The following is a 21,086-nucleotide window of genomic DNA, read 5'->3' on the forward strand; positions in this document are numbered from 1 at the left end:
TAAACACATAGAAGCAATTACCCTCAGGGCTGTTTTTTAATTATTTACTTCCATTTTGTTTGATATCCTTGTACGCATTCGGCACATTGAAATTAAAGTGAAGCCAGTTAAAAAGTTCGTAGCCTTTATCAAATTCCTTCATGGTCACAGTGGCTTTGGTTTCGTCTAAAGTGAGTCCTTTATTCACGGCATTCTCCACATTGGTCTGCAAAGCGGTCACATAATCGATCGTATATTTAATTCCGGCTTTGTTGGTCATGCGTCCGTGTCCCGGAACTACAATGTCCTTATCCGAAATCATGTTGTAAATTTTGTTCAGGTTCTGCACCGGCTCTAAAAAATAACCGTCAAACAACCACGGAATTGTTGGACTTTCGGCGATAAAAGGGTTTCCTGCCCACAACACATTTCCGGAAGCCGATTTCAGATATACAAAAAGATCGGCCGGAGATTGTGCGGTACCCACATTGATGACTTCCACCACATTGCCTTTTCCCATATCAATTTTCAGGGTCTGGTTAATGGCTATGGTAATATCTGCGGGACGGTAAGCACTTTCTTCAATCCCTCTGCCTTTGCCGAAAAGCATAATCATAAACTGTTTGATATTGTCATAATTTTTGGCGAGATTGTCTTTGCAGAATTCGTTCTGAATCACAATAGTTTCTTTGGGAAGTAAATAGTTCCCGAAACAATGGTCGCCGTGATCACTGGTATTGATCGCATAAACAATGGGTTTTGGCGTCACGGAACGGATCAGTTTATAAAGCTGGTCGTAGAGCCCTTTGTTCAGCATGGTTTCAATAAGCAAAACGCCTTTATCCCCCACAATAAATCCTGCCGAAGTCGCCTGTGCGATTCCTTTTGCGGTTTCTGTTTCTGTTGTAGATGGCGAAACGGCATAGACATTCTCTGCTATTTTATGCAGTTTCAAAGTGACTTTGTTAGCGTCCCAGATTGGTACGTGATCAGGCATTGGAAATTGTGCATAGGCAACTGTATTCGCCAGCAAACACAAAGAGATTAATGCAATTCCTGAAATTATTTTTTGAATTTTCATGATCTGAATTTTATAGATTTTGTTTGATGTAATTCGTTGGGTGTAATTTGTATTAACATATAGATAAATGATGATTTAGAATTTTAAATCTGTGTGTTTGTTTTTCACGCAGATTTGGCAGATGGAGCAGATTTTATTTTTGAAATCTGTTTAATCCTTTAATCTGTGGCTATTATTTTAATTCCCATAGCTCTGTGTCAGCATTACATCCAATGGATTTTATTATGTTTAAAGTTTTTTAGCATAGCCGCCAAAATATTTCACTGGCGACCAGTCCGGAATTACAGGAGCTATTTCAGGATCGAGTGCTTTAAAATCCCTCGCACCGTACACTACTTTTCCATTGACAAGAGTCAGATCCGATTCGATATTTCGGACTTTATCGGCTGAAACTGTAAAATAATCCTCTGATAAGATCGACATATCAGCATACATTCCTTTAATCAGCTTTCCTTTTTCGTTTTCCTCACCCGAAAACCACGCACTTCCTGACGTATACAATTGCAGTGCGGTAAACTTATCCAGAACCTGATCTTTTGGCCAAAACTGCATACCTCCCAGGGTTTTTCCTGTAATAAGCCAATGTAGCGCCATCCACGGATTGTATGTTGAAATTCTCGTGGCATCTGTTCCCATTCCAACCGGGATTCCCATTGCTAACATTTTTTTGATGGGAGGCAGCTGTGTTTTTGGAGTGCCATACATTTTTTGATACAATTCGCCCTGAAAATACATCCTGAACTGGACTGCTATTCCGCCATTAAGTGCTTTTACCCTTTCCAGTTCCTGAGGTGTAATGGTTTCGGCATGATCAAAAAACCAGCGCAATCCGTTAAAGGGAATCTCTTTGTTTACTTTCTCAAAAACATTCAGCATTCTGTCAATCGATTCTCCGTAAGTGGCGTGCAATCGAAACGGCCATTTGTTTTTAACAAGCAAGCGAATAATGGGTTCCAGATCTTTTTCCATTTCATCAGAAAGCACAATTCTGGGTTCCAGAAAATTTTCAAAATCTGCAGCGGAAGCGACAATGTTTTCTCCGGCGCCTTCTTCGGTATACCCATTCGCTGTCAGAAGATTATCGTTTTTATTAATCACTGTTTCAGCCACCCACTTTTCGTAATCCTGAAGTTCTTTTCCTTTTTGCTGGGCAAATAGGTAATAGGAAATCCGCAGGTTCAGTTTGCCCTGTTTCGCCAATTCCATAGAGGTGGCATAATCGGCCGGAAAATTCTGTGCTCCTCCTGCCGCGTCAATGACCGATGTTAAGCCAAAACGATTGAGTTCACGGTTAAACTGAAGCGAACTGTTGCTTCTTTCTTCCGGAGTCAGTTTTGTGGTCAATCCTAAAGTGGTGTAAATGGCCTTTGGTGTTTCTTTTGCAAACATCAGCCCGGTTAAATTTCCGTTTTTGTCCTGCTCCAGAACACTTCCTTCATAATGAGTGTCTTTGGTATAGCCTAAAACCTCTATCCCTTTTTTGTTCAAAAATGCTTTGCCGTACAGATAGGTGATAAAAACAGGTTTGTCCGGAACTGCGGTATTTATTTCGTCAATGGTAGGCTGTCTTTTTTCTTCAAAGCCAAATTCATTCCAGCCGCCAATCACCTTGATCCAGACTCCGGGTGGCGTTCTGGCTGCTTGTTCCTTAAGCATTTCCATCGCTCTTTTTAAAGTCTTCACTCCGTCCCAGCGTAATTCGGCGTTGTAATTGAGTCCTTCCCGAATCACGTGGATATGACTGTCGTTTAATCCCGGAACAACGGTTTTGCCTTTTGCATCAATGATTTTAGTCGCTGTTATTTTATAAGTTTCCAAAATCATTTTAGAAGTTCCGGTTGCCAGTATGATTCCGTCCTTTGTGGCCAGTGCCTGAACAAATTCACCGGGTTTCTGCATGGTGGCAATTTTCCCGTTGTAAATAATCAGGTCCGCTTTTTCCTGAGACTGCACCAACAGACCAAAGAAAAATAATAGTAATACAAATAGTTGTTTCATTTTTTCAGATTTAATTGGTCTGTTTGGGTCATTTTATTTGGCAAGGAAAAACGCCAGCAAATCTTTTTGTACCTGAGCTGTATTTTCCTGAACCAGCCAGTGTCCGGCACCTGCAATTTTTGATTCGGTCACATTTTCGGCCACTAACTTAGAGTGGTCTTTCAGGAAAGCTGCTGCAAAATACTCACCCCCCATAGCCAGCAAAGGCATTTTAAGTTTTGTTTTTGCCAAAATCAGATTGTCTTTTCCATCCTGCGGAAATGCTCCGAACCATTTAAAACTTGATTTTGCACCATCTTTAACAGCATAAGCTCTCACAAATTCAGCAGTTTCTTCTGCTGTAAAAGGATCTTTCACATGTCCTACCATTGGCCAGAAATTAGTTAAAAACTCTTTTTCCTTTCCTTTAACAATATCTCCGGAAGCCGGCCATGCAAAAAATCCAAACCACCATGCAGAAGCAGAAACCTGAGACCAAACCGGTTCAATGCCTGGAAGCAGCGCATCCATCAGAGCCAATTTCTTCACTTCACTGCCATATTGCGCGGCGTAAGCATAGGCAACCATAAGTCCGATATCGTGACCGGCCAAATTGACATTGTCGTAGCCCAATTTTCTCACCAGTTCATGAATATCTTTTGCCATGTTTTTCTTGTCATAACCACCTTCTGGTTTATCAGATTCTCCTACTCCTCTTAAATCCGGAGCGATAACGGTAAAATGTTTTGAAAGTTCCGGAAGCAGACGGTTCCACATGTACCAATTTTGTCCAAAACCGTGCACCAATACCAAGGGATCTCCTTTGCCGCCAATCACGTAATGGATTTTAACTCCATTTACTTCTTCGTAGGCATGTTTGAAATTCGCAGGTGGATTTGCAGGTGCTGGCTGAGTTGTTTCGACAGATGCGGCAGGTGTGGTTTCTGTTACAGTAGTTTCTTCCGTTTTTTTATTACATGATAGTAAAACCAGTAGTAAAAATACAAAGCTTAAAATGTGGGCTGTTTTACTTTTCAAGTTTAAAAAAGTAGTGTTCAATAAATTCGTTTTCATAATTTAAAAATTTAATTGGTTAGTAGAATAATGGTTATTATATTTTTTAAGCAGGCAGTTTTCCAATCCAGTCTTGTATAAAGACTGCAATCTCCTGCCAGCCGGGTTGATTTAAAACAAAGTGATTTCTTTCGGGAAAAACCCTGAAATCGGTAATCGAATTTTTATTCGTGTATTTTTTATAGTTGGAATAATTGAGAGATTCTGGAATCGTATGATCTGCAGATCCCGCAATTAATAAGAGCGGATTATGAGCAGCTTGAAAATCAACTTTTGCAGCTGAAGTTATCGTGTCTCGAACAATTAACTTAGATTCGGGAATAACATAATCACAGTATGCTTTTTCCTGCCATTCTTCAGGCATTCCGTTAGTAAACGAGTACTGCCATTGGCTAAAATTCATTAAGAAAGTTTTTTTAGTAGAAGTAAAAAAGCCAAGTGGTCCCCAGCCAGCTTTTAAAAATGAAAATTTGAAAGTCATTATTCCTTGCGGAGGAACAGAATGTATAGCAATTGCTGCTGATGCCAAATTACGCTGTAAAAGTATTTGCGCAGTAAGTCCACCAATAGAATGTCCTATTATAATAGGTTTCTGAGGAAGTTTTTTGGCAATATTCTCAAAATGATCTATTAGCTGAGTTAAGCGCAAGCTGGCAATCTGCGGATCTGGATGTCGTGAACGTAAAACATCTACAGGCGCATCTTTGTACGGCCATGCCGGTGCAAGAGTTGTAAAACCTTTACTTTCAAAAAAGATTTTCCAGTCATCCCAGCATCTGTTGCTTACAAATGCACCTGTAATAAAAAGTATTGTTGTAGGATTTTCAGTCAGCATAATACATATTTTAATGTTATGCCAAAGTGTAAACTAAAATCAAACCTTTTTATTAAATAATTAAAAATCAGTAAGTTGAATTTTTAAACTGATTTTTATACCAACTATATATCGTTGTGCAACGAAAATTAAGCAACTTAATATCGTTTTTTTTAAATTAGATAATTTGAAAATTAGATAATTTGAAAATTAGATAATGTGATAATTGGATAATGTGATAATTGGATAATTAGAAAATTTGATGATTGATGATTGGATAATTTTCACGTTGGATAATGTAAAACTGAAACTTGAAACGCAACACGATGTAAAACATATTAGTTTAAACAGCAAACACAACTTATATAATGCTCATTTTCAGATTGTAAAAAATTTTCACATTATTCAATCACCTCATTATCTAATTATTTAACAATCAAACAGTCCAATTATCTAATTTTCATTACCTAATTTCCACATTATCCAATTATCCAATTATCAAATTTTCTAATTATCCAATTCACATTATCAAATAATCTATCAGTCCAACTATCTAATTAGCAAATTCAAAAATGGCTTCTCTTAATTCCTAGCCTTTGCATTCTGGAAGCCAGGGTTGTGGGTGGAACTCCTAATATTTCTGATGCACCTCCGGCACCTCTTATTCTTCCGTTGCATTTTTCAAGCACATTAATGATGTGCTCCCTTTCGTTTTCCTGAATAGTTTTAAAATACCAGTCATTTGACTTAGTATTTATTATAACTTCATCAAGAGACGGAAGCGGAATATGTTCAATCGTATTTGTTTTTGCCAATAGAATACTTCTTTCAATAAGGTTCTCTAATTCGCGAATATTGCCCGGCCATTGATAAGACAGGAGACTTTTTAAAGCACTTTCTGCTATTTCGGTTACGTTTTTTCCTGTTTTAAAGCTATAGACCGCAATAAAATGGCGGGCGAGTAAACCGATATCTTCTTTACGCTCCCTTAGCGGAGGCAGCTGAATTGGGAATACATTGAGCCTGTAATAGAGGTCGAGTCTGAAACGGCCGTCGGCAACTTCCTTTTCCAGGTTGCAATTGGTAGCGGCAATAATGCGGACATTTACTTTTATGGAAACATTTCCTCCCACACGTTCAATTTCTTTTTCCTGGATTGCCCGCAGTAGTTTTGCCTGCATTTCCAGTGGCATGTCTCCAATTTCATCCAGGAATAAAGTACCGTTGTCTGCCTGTTCAAATTTACCGATCCGTCTTTCTGACGCGCCTGTAAAAGATCCTTTTTCATGCCCGAATAATTCTGATTCTATAAGGCCCGGAGGGAGCGCAGAACAATTCACTTTGACAAAAGGCTGGTTTTTTCTGGTCGAAAGTTCCTTAATACTATGGGCTATACTCTCTTTTCCTGTTCCGCTTTCCCCTGTAATTAAAACGGTTGTATCAGCGGGAGCCACTTGCAAAATGTGATCAAATATTTTGAGCAGCACCGGACTTTTTCCAACAATCGATTCAAAGCCGGAATTTTTTACAGGTTTACCGGTACCGTAATTTTCAACAACTGTATTTTTTTTATCTAATTTCTTATCATGACTGATTAAATTTTCAATGGCAAAGATTAAGGGCTCCTGCAGTCTTTCGCATAACGTTAGATGATTTTTGTTATAATTGTCAGCCTGCCTGCTGAAAAAAGACAAATAGAGTCCGCCGTTTTCACTGAGCGCCAAAGGAACCGGCAGCATGAGATTTGATTTCATATTCATTGAAGTCGCGATTACCTTTTTGATAGGCGTTTTGTCGCATACTTTTATAAAGTCCTGGCCATTATAAAATGTGGCTTCGGTCTCGACCCTGCTTTTGTTTCGTAGTTCTGTGATTTCAGACTGTTTTAAGCCCGTAATATTTTGCAATTCTTCAATTCCTATCCGTTGATATTCATGCAATCCTGTTCTTGCATATCCTAAAACTCTACTCGACAATTTATTTTCAATATAAAAAACAGCCATGACCAGATCAAAGGAAATAAGAGACTGCAGGGCGGTAATGATGCTAAGAACCCTATCGTCCCAGCTGCCGCTTTTTGTTACTATAGTTTTTAATTGTTTTTGAAATAAAAGTTCTTTTCTTATGGATGATTCTATACCATACTGCTGATGATATTCGGCAATTTCAATTGTTATTAATAAATCTTTCTCACGGAAAGGTTTTACCAAAAAACCTTGAGGATGAGTCAGTTTAGCTTTACTCAGCACTTCTTCGTTAGAGTTGGCAGAAAGATAAATAAAAGGAATATTTTCGTCTTTAAGCATTTCTGCAAGATCAATCCCCGTTTCTTTCCCCGACAGGAAAATATCCAGTAATACCAATTCTGGCCTCTGCTCTGCAATATAATATTTAGCATCAGCAACAGATCTTGCCATTCCTATAATGGAGTGTCCGGCTTTTTTAAGCATTAATCTTAAATGATTTGCCTCAACAAACTGATCTTCAACTATAAGTATTTTTAATGGTTTTGCCATTTTATAAAATTAAATTAATAAAAGACTACTATCGTTAGTGCTAAATTCCAAAGTTATTTTAGTACCATTCTCACTAGCAATTTGAAATTTTCCTCTTATATCATCAGAAAGCCCATGCATTAGTTTTATACCTAATGAAGGACTGTCATAGGGATCCAAATCATTTGGAAGCCCCTTACCATTATCTTCAATAATTAAAATAAAGTTTTTATTGTCATTTGTTTTAAGGGAAATTTTAATTATTGCATTTTTATAATCTGGAAAGGCATATTTAATAGCATTTGTAACTGCTTCATTAAAAATCAATCCAATGGGTATTGAGTGAGATAAAGGAAGATTAAAACTATCAATATCCAGTACAAATCGGATTGAATTTCTGATCGCAAATGAATCTTTTAAATATTCTGTTAATTCAAATATATAAGACGGCATATCAATTATCGATAAATTCTCAGACTGATATAATTTTTGATGAATTAAAGACATGGCATGAATTCTATTCTGACTGCTGTTAATAGCCTGCAGCGCTTCTTCATTTTTTAAAAATTCAGCTTGGCTGGCAAGCAGACCAACCACCATGTGGAGGTTATTTTTTACTCTGTGATGAATTTCACGCAAAAGCCATTCTTTTTCAACGACCAAATTTTGTAGGGTGCAATTTTTTTTATTGATTTCATTTTGCTGTGTTTTAAGCACCTTGTTTGTTTTCTTCTTAAATATAAAACTTTTATAAAGCAGTGCAAGGATTATAAGTAAGAGCAAAACAAAAGTTATCATGAAATTACGTAAAAATATTTCATTTTTAAGTTTGCTTTGCTGTAAGAAGGTTTTATTTTTAAGTTTAATAATATCCATTGTTTTCTTTTCTGACTCATAAATTATTTGAAGTCTGGAGGAAATAGGATAAATATCGCTTTCTTTAAGGTTGGCGGCTCTATAGAAAAAGATGGCTTTTTGAAGCGAAATTTGAGAGTTGTGAAAATCTGAGACAGAAAAATACAATTCACTGATCTGACTATAACAATCGCCACTTCTTTTATTGTTTTTGGATATTTCAAATAGAGATGCGGCTTTAAAAATTGGAACTAATCGCTCTGGTATTGGAGCCATCGTACGCATTTTTGCAGACCAGACCATTACCCATGCTTCTGCCAAATCATCTGTCTGATTGGTCTTGTTTAATATTTCTATCGCTTTTTTGGCTTCAACTTCAATCATTACATTGTTGTTTCGCAACTGCTGCAACATGGAAAGCTGTAGATGACATTTACCAGAATAAATATTAGAATGCAACTTTTGGCTAATCCTAAGCGCTTCCTCTGCATATCGAAATGCTTTTCCCAATGTTAGAGGGTTATCATAAGAAGCTGCATACCAATCACTTACTTTTAATAAAATTTTGATTTTGCTTATGTTTTCAGGTATTAGCCTTAGTGATTCCTCTGCTTTACTCACTTGCAGTTCACTATAAGGTTGTTTAAGATCTAAACCCTTTTTTAAAAAAGACAGATCTTTTTCTGCTATTTCTATCCGCTCCATGCCATTACGAGGAGCCAATGCAGTTACTTCTCCAATTGAAAGACATATTAGGAGAAACAGAACAATTCTGTAGTGATTAGAGAGCATTTTCGTAAGGATTAAACTGGCTATACGAAGGTATTGATAATTCTGTATTTAAATTTAAAATATTCCAAAATTGAATCCCAACGATATATCGTTGTTTTTATCCTATATGATTGACTATAAAATATTTACGCAGATTTCTTTAAAACTAAATTTTGAGAAGCCGCGTACTAAATCACAATCCGATTTTTCCGTCAGCCCAATACGGCTGTGTATAAATGTTTTTATTTGAAACCCCTTTTTCTTTTAAAGCTTTTCTAAAGGCCTGAATTGACTTTGCATTTCCCATCAGGTAAAAGTAACCGTCTTTCCATAATTCCCAGATTCTGCTATCGAGTTGATGAAGAATATCAATCGCAAACTCGGCCTTATTAACCGATTTTGGTACGGTATCCACTATGAGTCCCAAGTGGTTCGGAACTTCCATCGCGACCGGATCTAATTCCATAATTCCTAAATAATTATTTTCCCTGGCATTAATTTCATGCTGAAAACTTTTAAAGACGCTCATACAGGTTTCATCTCCAAAAAAGAACTGGTATTTTTCTTCCCTTTTAAAAAAATCAAAACCTCTTGGCATTCCAACCGTTAATTGATCGTCTGGTCTTAGATTTTCAACAAAATAGCTTCCGGGACCGTTTTTATGAATGTGAAAAATAACTTCAAACCATCCTTCTTCACTATTCCATTTACTGGGGGTGTAATTGCGGTAATTAGTATCGTCTATCCTGATGATTATGGCTTGTCCGGTTTTAAATTTTACTTGTGGGAAATGACCGTTAAACCGAATCAATTTTATATTTTCACTCAGCATTGTAACTGCTGAGACGTTTACTTTGCAAATTTTCTTGCTAAAAGCCAGTTCCATAAAATCTCCAATAATTTTGGGCATCGAATTCATAATCTTCTTGTTTAAATTTCCATACAAAATTGACAATTAAACAACAAGAGGAAGTTGAAGAAGAAATAGGGATGATTGGACTATTCGCGGAATTTCAAACGAAACGTCAATGCTGTTTCGCCGGTTATTTTTTTGAATAACCTGGAAAAGTACGTATGATCTTCAAAACCCAGCTTAAATGCAATTTCCTTTACATCATTGTCCGTATAATAAAGCAGCCGCTGTGCTTCCAGGATCATGGCATTCTGAAGCCAGTAGGTAACTGATTTTCCAGTCGAAATGTTCACACAATAATTCAGATGCGAAGTGGTGATGTTTAATTTTTTGGCGAAAAAAGAGGGTGTTTCCAAAAATGTGGAATCCGAAATTAATTTTTTAAAGTTGGAATAGATGACGGCCGATTGATTTTTAAGTTCCGATGCTGACTGACTGGCGTCTGAATATATATTGACAAAACGATAGATTAAAGTACTAAAAAGGCCATTTACGATAGGCGTTTTATGGGAGCAGGTATTTTCAAAAGAGCGGTGCAAAAGTGAAACCGTTTCAAAAAGTTCTTTTTTTTGAAATTTGCTTACTTTATTGACCTGATCTTCAATTTTCATATTCTGAAAAACGGAATCGCAGTTATTGGGTACTAAAAAGGGCGCGGCACTCATATAATATCCACCTGCATCGGGAGAAACAAACTTAGGCGAATGGATCTGAAATGGTTTGATAATTACAATACTGGGGGCACTTATTTTTACATCGGTCATATCACATTTCATGATGACTTTTCCTTTTGTCAGGACAAAAAAAACATAAAAATCATGTCTGTGGGCTCCTAATGTGTTTACTGTTTCCGGATCTTTTCCCAATGCCGATAATTCAGCGATAAAAATACCGCCAACGGCTTCTGAATTCTGATTGTAAATGGGAATTTTCAAATTTATTTTTTGAGTTAATGATGAATCAGTTAAATGCTTTACCGCAAGGTACGCAAGGGGAAAACGCAATGTTCGCAAGGTTTAGGTTTTGCTTTGCAGTCTTTGCGGTTAAACAAAATCAAATATTTTACCGCAAGGTGCGCCAGGGGAAAAACGCGATGTTCGCAAGGTTTAGGTTTTGCTTTGCGGTCTTTGCGTGTAATTGCATTGCGTTCTTTGCGGTTAAACAAATTCTAATATTTTACCGCAAGGTGCGCAAGGGGAAAACGCAATGTTCGCAAAGTTTAGGTTTAGCTTTGCGTTCTTTGTGCTTACAAATAATTATATAACATTGCGTTCTTTGCAGTTAAAAACAACTTACTCCTTTATCCGGATATTACGATACCATACGGCATTCCCGTGATCCTGCAACGCTATTTTTCCTTTTTTAAAGGTTCCGAAACCGGGCCAGGTCGCAAATTTACTTTCTGCTATGCGTTTTTTAAAATCTGCATCCCACAGAACTGTTTCCACTACAACAACGCCATTGAGGATCAGGGTTAGTTTTCCTTTATTGCTGATAATTTCAGCGGTGTTCCACTCTCCTACTTGTTTTACAGGTTCTGATTTACTTTGAATTAAATCGTATAAATCTCCGGCGCGGTGTTTTGTAATTTTTCCGTCCGGATGGCCGTCATTGTCTAAAACCTGCATTTCCAGGCCGGTTTCGTAGGTGTTTTTATATTTTTCAGCATCTTCGTTGATATAAAAAATAATACCACTGTTGGCATTGGGAGCTACTTTCCAGTCCAGTTTTAAATGGAAATTCTCAAATTCGGCATTGGTTACCAGATCACCTCCTTCGCCATTTTTCGCCGCCTCAGGATCAAAATACAAAACCCCGTCCTCTACTTTCCATGCGGCTCCCACCGAATTTTTACCGTAAGTATGCCAGCCTTTGGTGGTTTTTCCGTCAAAAAGAGGTTTGAAACCTTTCTGCGCATTGATGGCTGGTGCAAAAGACAGCATCAATACCAGTGCTATAATTTTTTTCATTTTATTGAATATTAATTATCAAAAACCGAATCTGCTTTCAAACTGCAGCTTCGTGATTTGTTTGTTTATGATTTAGGTTAGGAGATATAAAAGTACGAGTTTGTCCGTAATAGCAAACTTTGTGGAAGAGAAAAAAAAATTACCGCAAAGAACGCTATGTTTTTTTTTATTTATAAAAGGCAATGTCCGCAAAGCTAAATTTTTACACAGCTTTGCGAACTTTGCACTTTCTAAGGCATTCTTATATAAAATCTTTGCGCTCTTTGCGGTAAAAATAAATGTCTGTTTTTTATGTTTTCCGCTGATCCGATACAAATTAAATCATACTATTGCATCCGTTTAAATAGAAGGGAAAAGACTCGTTTTAGCCATCTTGTCTGATGAAAATTCAACCGAAAGACCTTCACCGTAACTTTCCTGAAAATATTCCAGTCGAATTGGCACAAGCCCTTTCTTTAAAGTTACTTCTGATTTCTTTTCATCAAAACCATGCAATCCGTCATTATCAATAAGCAGTTGGTTGTTGATGTAAAGTTTACTTCCGTCATCTGAAGCGATATAAAAAGTATATTTTCCATCTTCCGGAATATTCACGAAACCATTGTATACCAGGCCGTAATTATTAGAATCATGTTTGATTTTGTTCAGGTCAAAATCAGGAGCATATCCTTTATCGACCGGGGTTAGTTTACTGAAATCCGGTATTTTATTCCATTTTCCTTTATACAGACTATACTGTAATCCTGTTTTTTTATTGTAAAATATTTTTGAAATAACAGAACTGCAGGAGCCGTCACCTGCCGGACATGCTATAGCATTTACGCGTGCAGGGACCGTAACCTCAAACGCTTTGGTGTAAAGCTGTGACTGGCGCGTTGGAGCCGAACCGTCAGTGGTGTAATATATCTTATCGGTACCTTTCTGCATAAATTCAACCTTCGCTTTCGTGTCCGATTCCAGCCCACTTTCATGGGTTGCAAATTCAGGTTTTTCGGCAATACTTCCGTAGGTTTTAAGGAATTCGTAATACGGTTTGTACACTTTATTGGTTTCACTGATAGACTGAATCGTTAGGAGTGCATTGTTCCAGCGGTCTCCAAATCCGTCAATTTCTTTTTTAGCAGTCGTAAGGTTGTATTCCAGGTTTTGACCAAATTGGGAAAGCGACATAATTTCGAACGGGCTGTACAGTCCGTCATTCCAGTCATTTAATAAACGGAATGCCTCGAAATTTTTCATGTACTTAATTTGTCCTTTTTTGCCTGAAAGAAGCTGTTGGTCATAATCCGGAAATTGTACCTCAACCGAAACTTTTGTACTAGTTGGAGCTTCCGGAACAAAAATACGGGTTTCAAAATCATTTCCCGCGTACGACCAGCTTCCTGCTTTAGGCTCTGAACTGTAAGGAATATTCTGCCCGTTGACCGTTACGGCTGTCGGAGGAAAAGAACACGGAAAACGAAGTTCATATCCTCTGGAAGTTAACATTCCGGGAAACGAACCTTCTACCGGTGCGATTACCACATGGCTCTTATTTCCGGATTGTTCTGAAGTTACAGTCGTATAGGTAAAAGCATTTTTCTTAAAATTGTTATTATTGCCTTCATCCTCATACAATTTCAACGCGCCTTTTTTACCCGGATAAACAGAAAGAATAAGCGGGTTTAGCGGCTTTTCATCTGTTCTTTCTACTTTTGGCTGCATTGGAATAATGGCTCCCTCTTTTACAAAGACCGGAATATCTCCCAGAGTAAAAGGCATGGTGATTTTTCTACCGCCTTTCAGGATACTTCCGGTACTGCTTTCGTACCATTTCCCTTCCGGCAGCCAGGTTTCCTGCGCCACAGCTACACTACCCTTTTCAATCGGTTTGGTAACAGGGTTTACCATCATATCACGACCAAACATGTATTGGTTGGGAATCGAATAGGCATTTTCTTCTTTTGGATAATCGTAATACATTGGGTGAACGGTAGAAACCCCGGTTTCATAGGTATTACGGGCTTCATTGTATAAATAGGGTACCATCGCATATCGGGTCAGGTATGCTTCTCTCATGATAAGGAAGTTGTCCAGCGGATAGGCCCAGATACGTCTTTCGTGCTGTGGTGCGGCAGTAGCATGCGTTCTGAAGATCGGACTAAAAACACCCCATTGAATCCATCTGGTATAGAGTTCAGCGGTACCGGCATCTCCCTGGTGTCCCCCGATATCGTGGCTCCAGTATCCAAATCCGACATTTGCGGCCGTAGCGGTAAAATAAGGCTGGTAATTCAGTGATTCCCAGGATACATGTGTATCGCCCGAAAAGCCAATTTGGTACCTGTGATTTCCAAGACCGCCCCAACGGTGAAAAATAAGCGGACGCACCTTGTTCTGGCGTTCCATATCGCTGTAATGTACATAATTCAGGTAAATCGTCGGATTGACACCGGGAATATTGGTACTTCCCCATTGCTGCCAGTCCAGCCACCAGAAATCAACACCTGCTTTTTCGATCGGATGCAGCACCAGATTCATATAATTGGTTGCAAATTTTTTATCGGTAATGTCAAAAGGCACATATTTTTTGGAAGCGGGATCAATTCCCATTGCCTTTGCCATTTCGGGATAGGCCTCTTCGTACGGCTGTATTCCGGAAGCCGGATGCAGGTTCAGGCAGGTTTTAAGATGCTGTTCATTGGTCCATTGTAAAAACTTTTCGGGAGAAGGAAACAAATTTTTATTCCAGGTAAAACCGGTCCATCCGGCATCTTCTCCGGCCTGATCTCTTTGGCGCTGTCCGTTTTTAAAGAACTCCGGTAATGATTTTACGTGCCAGTCCATATCAATTACAAATACATCCAGCGGAACATCATGCATTTTAAACTCGCCGACAAGATCACGAAATTCAGTATCCGAATATTCCCTGTAGCGTGACCACCAGGCACCAAAAGCAAATCTTGGCGGCATGGCGATTTTACCCGCAATATCGGTATAGTCTTTTAAAGCGGTTTTATAATCAGAATCGTAGGCAAACAAATACAGATCCTGAGGTTTATCTCCCGGACGCGCCATGACCCACGGCCATTCTGAATTATCAAAAAGCGGGCGTTCGCTGTCGTCTATCAGGTACCATCCGTCACGTGATATTATACCATTTTCCAGTTCTTTGGCCGGGCCGTTAACCCCATCTAAAGTACGGGTGGTACCCAGCAGGTTTTTGGTGTTTGCCAACCCGGGTTTCCAGGCAACAGACTTTCCGTTTACCATAAAATCTACGCTCAGATTTTTGTCGGTAAATTTCCCTTCACTGGTTTTATAGCGCAGTTTTAGAACATCGGTTGTAATTTGCAGTTCCCCTTTAGTTTCTTTTTTAGTGAAAGATGGTACCGGAAGGTTTCTATTGACAAAGGTCAGCGAAGCATTATCTGTAAATTTTCCATCTGCACTCCATTCCATTCGTATTACACGTGGCGAAAGCACGGTAAACCTGGCATTGCCTGATACTATTACTGCCTTCGGATTTGCTTCGGGTTTATAGTCCTGAGCCCTTAAAACAGCCGTAGCCAGACAAAAAATTGTAACTAAAAGTTTTGTTGTTTTCATATTCTCTTTTAAAATTAATCTTAAAATAAATACTTCCGGTCTCTCCATACTAATCATTGAATATAGACAATCTGAACGTTTTTACCGGAAGTTTTTATTTTTATGCTGCTTTTTATTTTTTAATAAATCGTTTGGTAATTTTTGCCCCGTCTTTTTCAAAAACCGTAAAATAAATTCCCGTTGCCAAACCGGAAACATCAATGCTGTTTTCTTTTACGATTTGCTGTTTCACCAGGCTTCCTGATTCTGAAAAAACACGAACCGGAATACCTGACATTTCAGTGGTAAAGAAAAGGGTATCCTTTACCGGATTTGGATATACATTTAAAGGTGACGACGTTTCATCCGTATTATTTAACGCGCCATTTGCTGGTTTGGCTGTGCCCAAGGTTGTGGCGGGTTTTACCAAATCCAGTTTCCAGCGTTGTGCATCGTTGCCATTATCGGTCCATTGCTGTACATTGGCGCCGGGTTCGGCTGAGTTATTGGCTACATCAAGGCATAAAGTAGTATTTTTATGCGTCACTTTAAAATAGCCGTCAGGCATCAGTTCAATTTTCCAGCGCTGTGCATTGGTCCCCAGATCGCCCCATTGCTGTACATTGGCACCTGGCTGACTGCTGTTGTTGTCCACATCCAGGCATTGATTGGTGCCCCTGTGGGTTAATTTATAAAAACCATCGGATTCTTTTGTAATAACCCAGCGTTGCGCATCGGTTTCATTAGGGTTATGCTGCTGCACGTTGGCCCCCTGCTGCGTACTGCCACCACTCACATCCAGTCTTTGGTTGGTTCCTTTATGGGTCAGCCTGTAAACGCCGCCGGAGATAATCGGCACTTCAATCAGATCCAGTTTCCAGCGCTGTGCATCGGTGCCCAGATCGCTCCATTGCTGCACATTGGCACCCGGCTGGCTGCTGTTGTTGTCTACATCCAGGCACTGGGTGGTTCCTTTATGGGTCAGCTTGCAATACCCGTCTGACATCATTTCGATTTTCCAGCGCTGTGCATCATTATTGTTGTCTGCCGATTGCTGTACGTTTGCACCCTGAGCACTGCTGTTCTGAAAAACATCCAGGCACTGATTGGTTCCTTTGTGTGTAAGTTTATAAAAACCATCTGACTCCAGCGTAACGACCCATCGTTGGGCATCATTGCCATTGTCTGTACTTTGCTGTACGTTTGTTCCTGATGTGCTTCCGTTATTAAAGACATCCAGACATTGATTGGTTCCTTTGTGTGTTAACTTATAAATTCCCCCTGAAACGATACTTTGTGTAGGACAGGATTGGTCGGGAACCCTTGGAGCCACCCCGTAGTTGGTCATATTCACAGGTTCGATCTGATCGGCGGAATTGAAATACATTCTGTCAATCGCAATTTTACGGTCTCCCGAAGTACCATTTTCATATCGGTGGTAAATGATGTAGTATTCATCACAGTTTCCCATTTTCAATACACCATGATGTCCCGGGCCTTTGTCTTCCGCATTAGAACTTAAGATTTTACTTCTGTAGGTCCAGGGTCCCATAGGTGAATTGGAAGTCGAGTACTGCACATTGTAGGTATCATTAAACCAGGATCCATTGGAATACATCATATAATAAATTCCTTTGCGCTTGACCATATAGGGTCCCTCGGTATAATTGGGAGGCGTTATATCTGTTGGTCCCGTGGCCAGCGAAACCATATCGGGATTTAATTTACGTACCACCATTCTGCTTTTACCGGATCCCCCGTAATAAATATAAGCTTGTCCGTCATCATCAATAAAGACATTGGCGTCAATAATATCATCGGTATAAGGATCTGTGGCGATAAGGGGCGCCCCAATATCCGTAAAAGGGCCGATAGGCGTGTTCCCCACAGCAAGCCCTATTTTGGTTTCGGCGGTATAGTAGAAATAATATTTATTATTGCGAAACACCACTGCCGGTGCCCAGCCGTTATATTGTGCCCACGGACTATCGGGAAATAAATCAAAAATAAGCCCCTCGTCTATCCAGTTCGTAAGATCGGTTGAGGAATAGGCATGGAATTGTGTGCCGTAAATCGCAGTGGTATAGATATAATATTTATTGTTAAAGTAATGAATCTCAGGATCTGCTCCTGTAAACAAAGGGTTCCCGCTTAATTGTGCCTGCACGGAAGTGCCCAGGCACATAAAGATTAAAAATGCTGCCAGACGCAATTTCAGTTTTGCAATGGAAGTATAACTATTTATTTTAATTCGTATCATAATTCGTAGTGTTTGAACTTTATTTATAATAAATTGTTTTGTGATTTTTTCCTGTCCGTTTTCAAAACGAGTACAGGATGCCATTCAGCTAAATGGATTTTCAATCACTGTTTTATTCAAAAAGCAACTTATGCGTAAGAAATGAAATGAGTAAAGCTGTATGAAATACCCGAAAGTACTTTTGATAAGAGTCCAAAACTTTCCAACACAGAATCGGCTGAAAAGTTTTGATTTTCTCTTTTTAAAATATTACAGCTTTTTGAATACTATAGTCATTTTCGCCGGATTAATGGTAAGTTCATATTGTCCTGCTGTTGCAACAACCCATTTATTATCCGGCTGGCCGTTTGGCATCAGGGACATTGTGGTAATATCGTTTCCATCCCCTTTCAGTACGGTACCGCCTACCTGAGGCATTAAAAAACGACCACCCCAGTTCCCCAGATCCAATGCCAGTTTGAATTCACCTGCATCAAATTGTCCGGTAAACGTAAACACTTCAGGATTTTTAGGATCCCAGATCATGGGTTTGGCTTTTCCAATATCCCAGCCTATTCCGGTTATGGCATTTCCGACCATGTACACATTTTCGTAAGGTACATATCCGAAAGCATAGATTCCCTGATCAATATCCATATAGAAAGAATGACGGCCTGCCTGGGCTACTTTAAAAACATTATCGTCTGTTCTGGGTTCCGTTTCGTTATACACAATTTTATTTCCGGCAACCGGATCGTAAGAAGGTAACTCACTGCCTGGTTTTTCGATAACCTTGAAAGAACCCACTGAAAAATCACCGGTAAAATTGTAGATCGTTCTTTCCGTTTTTTCTGGTAAAATTTTACCAGTACTGTAATCCCAGCTGCCGCTTATGGCATCGCCAACCATAAAGAGCGGTAACGGGCCCGGGCTGAAACTAGTGGCAATAAAAGTAGTGGTTGACACCTCGGGTTTCTGAAACTGTGCACCATTATCGACTCTTGCTATTATTTGTACCTGAAGCGTTGTGGCCACATCGCCCGGACGTTTAAAATTTTTCAGCAATAAAGCGTTGAGTTCTTTTACCGTATATGATTTAGTGAAAACTCCTGCCGGAATTTCTTCTGTAATAGTCGTACTGGTTCCGGGCGCGGAACCTTCGCCAAAATTATTACCCGCGATATCCATACGGAAAAAATACGTCAGAGTAGTTCCGGTTCCTCTGTCATTTCCTTTTGTCCAGGTAAAAGTGATGGCGTTTGCAGCTTCGTTCTCTTTTTTCAAAACCACCTCATTACCGGAAAGGGTCATTGTTAAAGGATTGGCGAAATCAGGCTCCTTAAGCCAGTCCGCATCCTCAATTCCTTTGTCTTCACAAGAGACAAGAACCAAACTCATTATTATAAATGAGATAATATTTTTTATATTTTTCATTTGTTTTGATTTTTAGTTATTTGTCCCAGAAAGGCGCCTGAACCAGGTTAGGATTCTTTTCGATTTCAGCCAGGTAAATCGGAAACCAGTAAAAAGGCTTTCTGTACACGCGGTTCTGATACGCTGTTCTTTTGTAAAATTCGGCCGCAGTTTTCCCGTTAAAATTCATTCCGTAGAAAGGACCGGTTAAAACGGTTTCGGCCAGTTTCCATCTTCTCAAATCGTCATAACGGATTCCTTCCGTACACAATTCGACTCTTCGTTCCATCCTGATCACTTTTCGAATGCTTTCCGGATCACTGTCGACGTGTATATTTTGCGCATCTGTTCCGCCTGTTGTATAGGTTCGTACTCCTGCTCTTTCCCTGATTTTATTCAGGTAAATCAAAACTTCAGGATTCCCCGGATCGGATTCATTAAGTGCTTCGGCATAATTCAGATAGGCTTCACCTAATCGGTACAGAATTCCGTGACGCGGTGCAAAGTAGCCGTTGATCGGGTTTCTGGTCGGGTCTGTTCTTTTTCGTGCCAGATAGCCATTTTGGGGTGCATCATGTGTATTGTTGTTGTCTTTTTTGCCATTCCAGAATTCCAGTTTTCGGCCTTTATCTTTTCCTGCATTATCTCCGTCGGTATACCAGGCGCCATCAAAATTAACGGCCAGGTAAAATCTCGGTTCACGATTGCAGTACATATTATAAGTCCCCGCCAGCGTTACCAGTCCGGGGCTTTTCACTTCATTGAATTTGGTTACGCCGTTAGTCCAGTAACCGTCCTGTACCGAAAAACCATTTTCTATGTAGCCTGAATTTGCGTCCGTGATCGGAAGGCCGTTTGCTGTAAAAAACGCATCGACCAAAGATTGTGTTACGCCATATCCTCCGGCACCGCCGCTTCCGCTGGGTGCAGTGTGCCTGTCATATTCCCTTGAATCCACATTTGGACGGGCAAACAATACTTCGGTATTTCCCTTACTGGCTTCTATTAGATGCAGGTTCTGGCAGGATAAAAAAGGATCTATTTTCCCTGCCGCATTCATTTCCGTATATAATTTATGTCCTGCTGCTTCTGCACTCAGAATTAAATCTTTGCTGGCTTCTGCAGCGATCTTCCATTTATTGGCATCGTATGTTCCGTTAAATAAAGCCTTACCGTCTTTGGTCATATGGTTCGCATATTCTGAATTACCATTTACCAGCGGACTTGCAGCAAAAAGCAGCATTCTGGCTCTGACCGCTTTGCACATAATAGAAGTTGCGCGGCCAAATTTTCTTCCGTCTGAATACGATGCCGGTAAAATTAGTTCTACCTCTTTCAGTTCCTTATTGATCCAGCTTACAATATCATCATACGGGGTTTGTCCTACCTGTAAATCGGAAAGGTTATAGTTTACGGGCGTAATTTCATCGGGACTGAAAGGAATTGGCCCGTAGGTATTTATTAAAAGGGCATAATAATACGCTTTTAAAAAACGGCACTCTGCCACCATTAGCCTTACCTCATCGGCATTTAGATTTTGTTCCGGTAAAGGCTTAATGTTTTTGATCAGCAGGTTGCATTCCCTGATTCTTTGCGGAAGATTATTCCAGTAGCCTGGGGTCCATTGTGATCCTACCGACCAGTCTCCCAGAATAAAAGGGATGACCTGCCAGTCGTACTGACGCCATCTTTCTGATGGTGTCATATCATCTCCCAGAATCTCCCATCCAAGACTGCGCGTATAGCCCCAGGTAGGGTCAGGAATTCTGGAGTAGCAGCCTGCCAGCCAGTTTTCGGTTTTGGTTTTACTCTCAAAAACACCATCCAGCGTAAGTTCGGTATCGCTCTCCTTATCGAGGTAATCAGAACACGAAGACGATAAAAATAATCCCAGAATAAGGAATATTGCTCTAATGTATATATTTTTCATTTGAATTG

General features: G+C 39.5%; 13 protein-coding genes. All 13 read right to left on the reverse strand.

The annotated features are described in order from the left end of the window. Window positions 1-40: 40 nt before the first annotated feature. Complete coding sequence (locus D0817_RS02485; RefSeq protein WP_127336798.1) at window positions 41-1,060, reverse strand: MBL fold metallo-hydrolase; 1,020 nt, start codon at window positions 1,058-1,060, stop codon at window positions 41-43. Between the two features lie 228 nt (window positions 1,061-1,288). Next, on the reverse strand, window positions 1,289-3,058 hold the full coding sequence (locus tag D0817_RS02490; RefSeq protein ID WP_127336799.1) for an amidohydrolase: 1,770 nt from the start codon (window positions 3,056-3,058) through the stop codon (window positions 1,289-1,291). A gap of 33 nt (window positions 3,059-3,091) precedes the next feature. After that, window positions 3,092-4,111 carry an alpha/beta fold hydrolase gene (locus D0817_RS02495; RefSeq protein ID WP_127336800.1) on the reverse strand — a complete coding sequence of 340 codons (1,020 nt, stop codon included), beginning with the start codon at window positions 4,109-4,111 and terminating at the stop codon, window positions 3,092-3,094. A gap of 46 nt (window positions 4,112-4,157) precedes the next feature. After that, a complete protein-coding gene (locus tag D0817_RS02500) occupies window positions 4,158-4,946 on the reverse strand; it encodes an alpha/beta hydrolase (protein ID WP_127336801.1) in 789 nt (262 codons plus the stop codon). Window positions 4,947-5,491: 545 nt separating this feature from the next. After that, window positions 5,492-7,441, reverse strand: coding sequence for a sigma 54-interacting response regulator (locus D0817_RS02505; RefSeq protein WP_127336802.1), 1,950 nt, complete (start codon window positions 7,439-7,441; stop codon window positions 5,492-5,494). A gap of 9 nt (window positions 7,442-7,450) precedes the next feature. Continuing rightward, a complete protein-coding gene (locus tag D0817_RS02510) occupies window positions 7,451-9,067 on the reverse strand; it encodes a sensor histidine kinase (RefSeq protein ID WP_127336803.1) in 1,617 nt (538 codons plus the stop codon). Between the two features lie 172 nt (window positions 9,068-9,239). After that, window positions 9,240-9,965 carry a siderophore-interacting protein gene (locus D0817_RS02515; RefSeq protein ID WP_127336804.1) on the reverse strand — a complete coding sequence of 242 codons (726 nt, stop codon included), beginning with the start codon at window positions 9,963-9,965 and terminating at the stop codon, window positions 9,240-9,242. An 80-nt stretch (window positions 9,966-10,045) separates the two neighbouring features. After that, window positions 10,046-10,894, reverse strand: coding sequence for an AraC family transcriptional regulator (locus tag D0817_RS02520; RefSeq protein ID WP_161568408.1), 849 nt, complete (start codon window positions 10,892-10,894; stop codon window positions 10,046-10,048). Between the two features lie 357 nt (window positions 10,895-11,251). Next, window positions 11,252-11,929, reverse strand: coding sequence for a 3-keto-disaccharide hydrolase (locus D0817_RS02525; protein ID WP_127336806.1), 678 nt, complete (start codon window positions 11,927-11,929; stop codon window positions 11,252-11,254). A 339-nt stretch (window positions 11,930-12,268) separates the two neighbouring features. Then, entirely contained in the window at window positions 12,269-15,517 is a 3,249-nt protein-coding gene (locus D0817_RS02530) for a TIM-barrel domain-containing protein (protein WP_161568409.1), read from the reverse strand. Window positions 15,518-15,629: 112 nt separating this feature from the next. Beyond that, window positions 15,630-17,756, reverse strand: a complete 2,127-nt coding sequence (locus tag D0817_RS02535) for an RICIN domain-containing protein (protein ID WP_161568410.1) — start codon at window positions 17,754-17,756, stop codon at window positions 15,630-15,632. Between the two features lie 249 nt (window positions 17,757-18,005). Further along, window positions 18,006-19,169 carry a SusE domain-containing protein gene (locus tag D0817_RS02540; RefSeq protein ID WP_127336809.1) on the reverse strand — a complete coding sequence of 388 codons (1,164 nt, stop codon included), beginning with the start codon at window positions 19,167-19,169 and terminating at the stop codon, window positions 18,006-18,008. 16 nt (window positions 19,170-19,185) lie between these two features. After that, on the reverse strand, window positions 19,186-21,078 hold the full coding sequence (locus D0817_RS02545; RefSeq protein ID WP_127336810.1) for a RagB/SusD family nutrient uptake outer membrane protein: 1,893 nt from the start codon (window positions 21,076-21,078) through the stop codon (window positions 19,186-19,188). Window positions 21,079-21,086 lie beyond the last annotated feature (8 nt).

This window comes from Flavobacterium cupreum (genome assembly GCF_003996965.1).
GTDB classification, from domain to species: domain Bacteria; phylum Bacteroidota; class Bacteroidia; order Flavobacteriales; family Flavobacteriaceae; genus Flavobacterium; species Flavobacterium cupreum.

Excerpts from the sequence above, each read along its gene's own strand:
- D0817_RS02490 (WP_127336799.1), bottom strand. The coding sequence starts at position 3,058 with ATGAAACAACTATTTGTATTACTATTATTTTTCTTTGGTCTGTTGGTG.
- D0817_RS02510 (WP_127336803.1), bottom strand. The coding sequence starts at position 9,067 with ATGCTCTCTAATCACTACAGAATTGTTCTGTTTCTCCTAATATGTCTT.
- D0817_RS02485 (WP_127336798.1), bottom strand. The coding sequence starts at position 1,060 with ATGAAAATTCAAAAAATAATTTCAGGAATTGCATTAATCTCTTTGTGT.
- D0817_RS02525 (WP_127336806.1), bottom strand. The coding sequence starts at position 11,929 with ATGAAAAAAATTATAGCACTGGTATTGATGCTGTCTTTTGCACCAGCC.
- D0817_RS02540 (WP_127336809.1), bottom strand. The coding sequence starts at position 19,169 with ATGAAAAATATAAAAAATATTATCTCATTTATAATAATGAGTTTGGTT.
- D0817_RS02495 (WP_127336800.1), bottom strand. The coding sequence starts at position 4,111 with ATGAAAACGAATTTATTGAACACTACTTTTTTAAACTTGAAAAGTAAA.
- D0817_RS02505 (WP_127336802.1), bottom strand. The coding sequence starts at position 7,441 with ATGGCAAAACCATTAAAAATACTTATAGTTGAAGATCAGTTTGTTGAG.
- D0817_RS02530 (WP_161568409.1), bottom strand. The coding sequence starts at position 15,517 with ATGAAAACAACAAAACTTTTAGTTACAATTTTTTGTCTGGCTACGGCT.
- D0817_RS02535 (WP_161568410.1), bottom strand. The coding sequence starts at position 17,756 with ATGATACGAATTAAAATAAATAGTTATACTTCCATTGCAAAACTGAAA.
- D0817_RS02515 (WP_127336804.1), bottom strand. The coding sequence starts at position 9,965 with ATGAATTCGATGCCCAAAATTATTGGAGATTTTATGGAACTGGCTTTT.
- D0817_RS02545 (WP_127336810.1), bottom strand. The coding sequence starts at position 21,078 with ATGAAAAATATATACATTAGAGCAATATTCCTTATTCTGGGATTATTT.
- D0817_RS02500 (WP_127336801.1), bottom strand. The coding sequence starts at position 4,946 with ATGCTGACTGAAAATCCTACAACAATACTTTTTATTACAGGTGCATTT.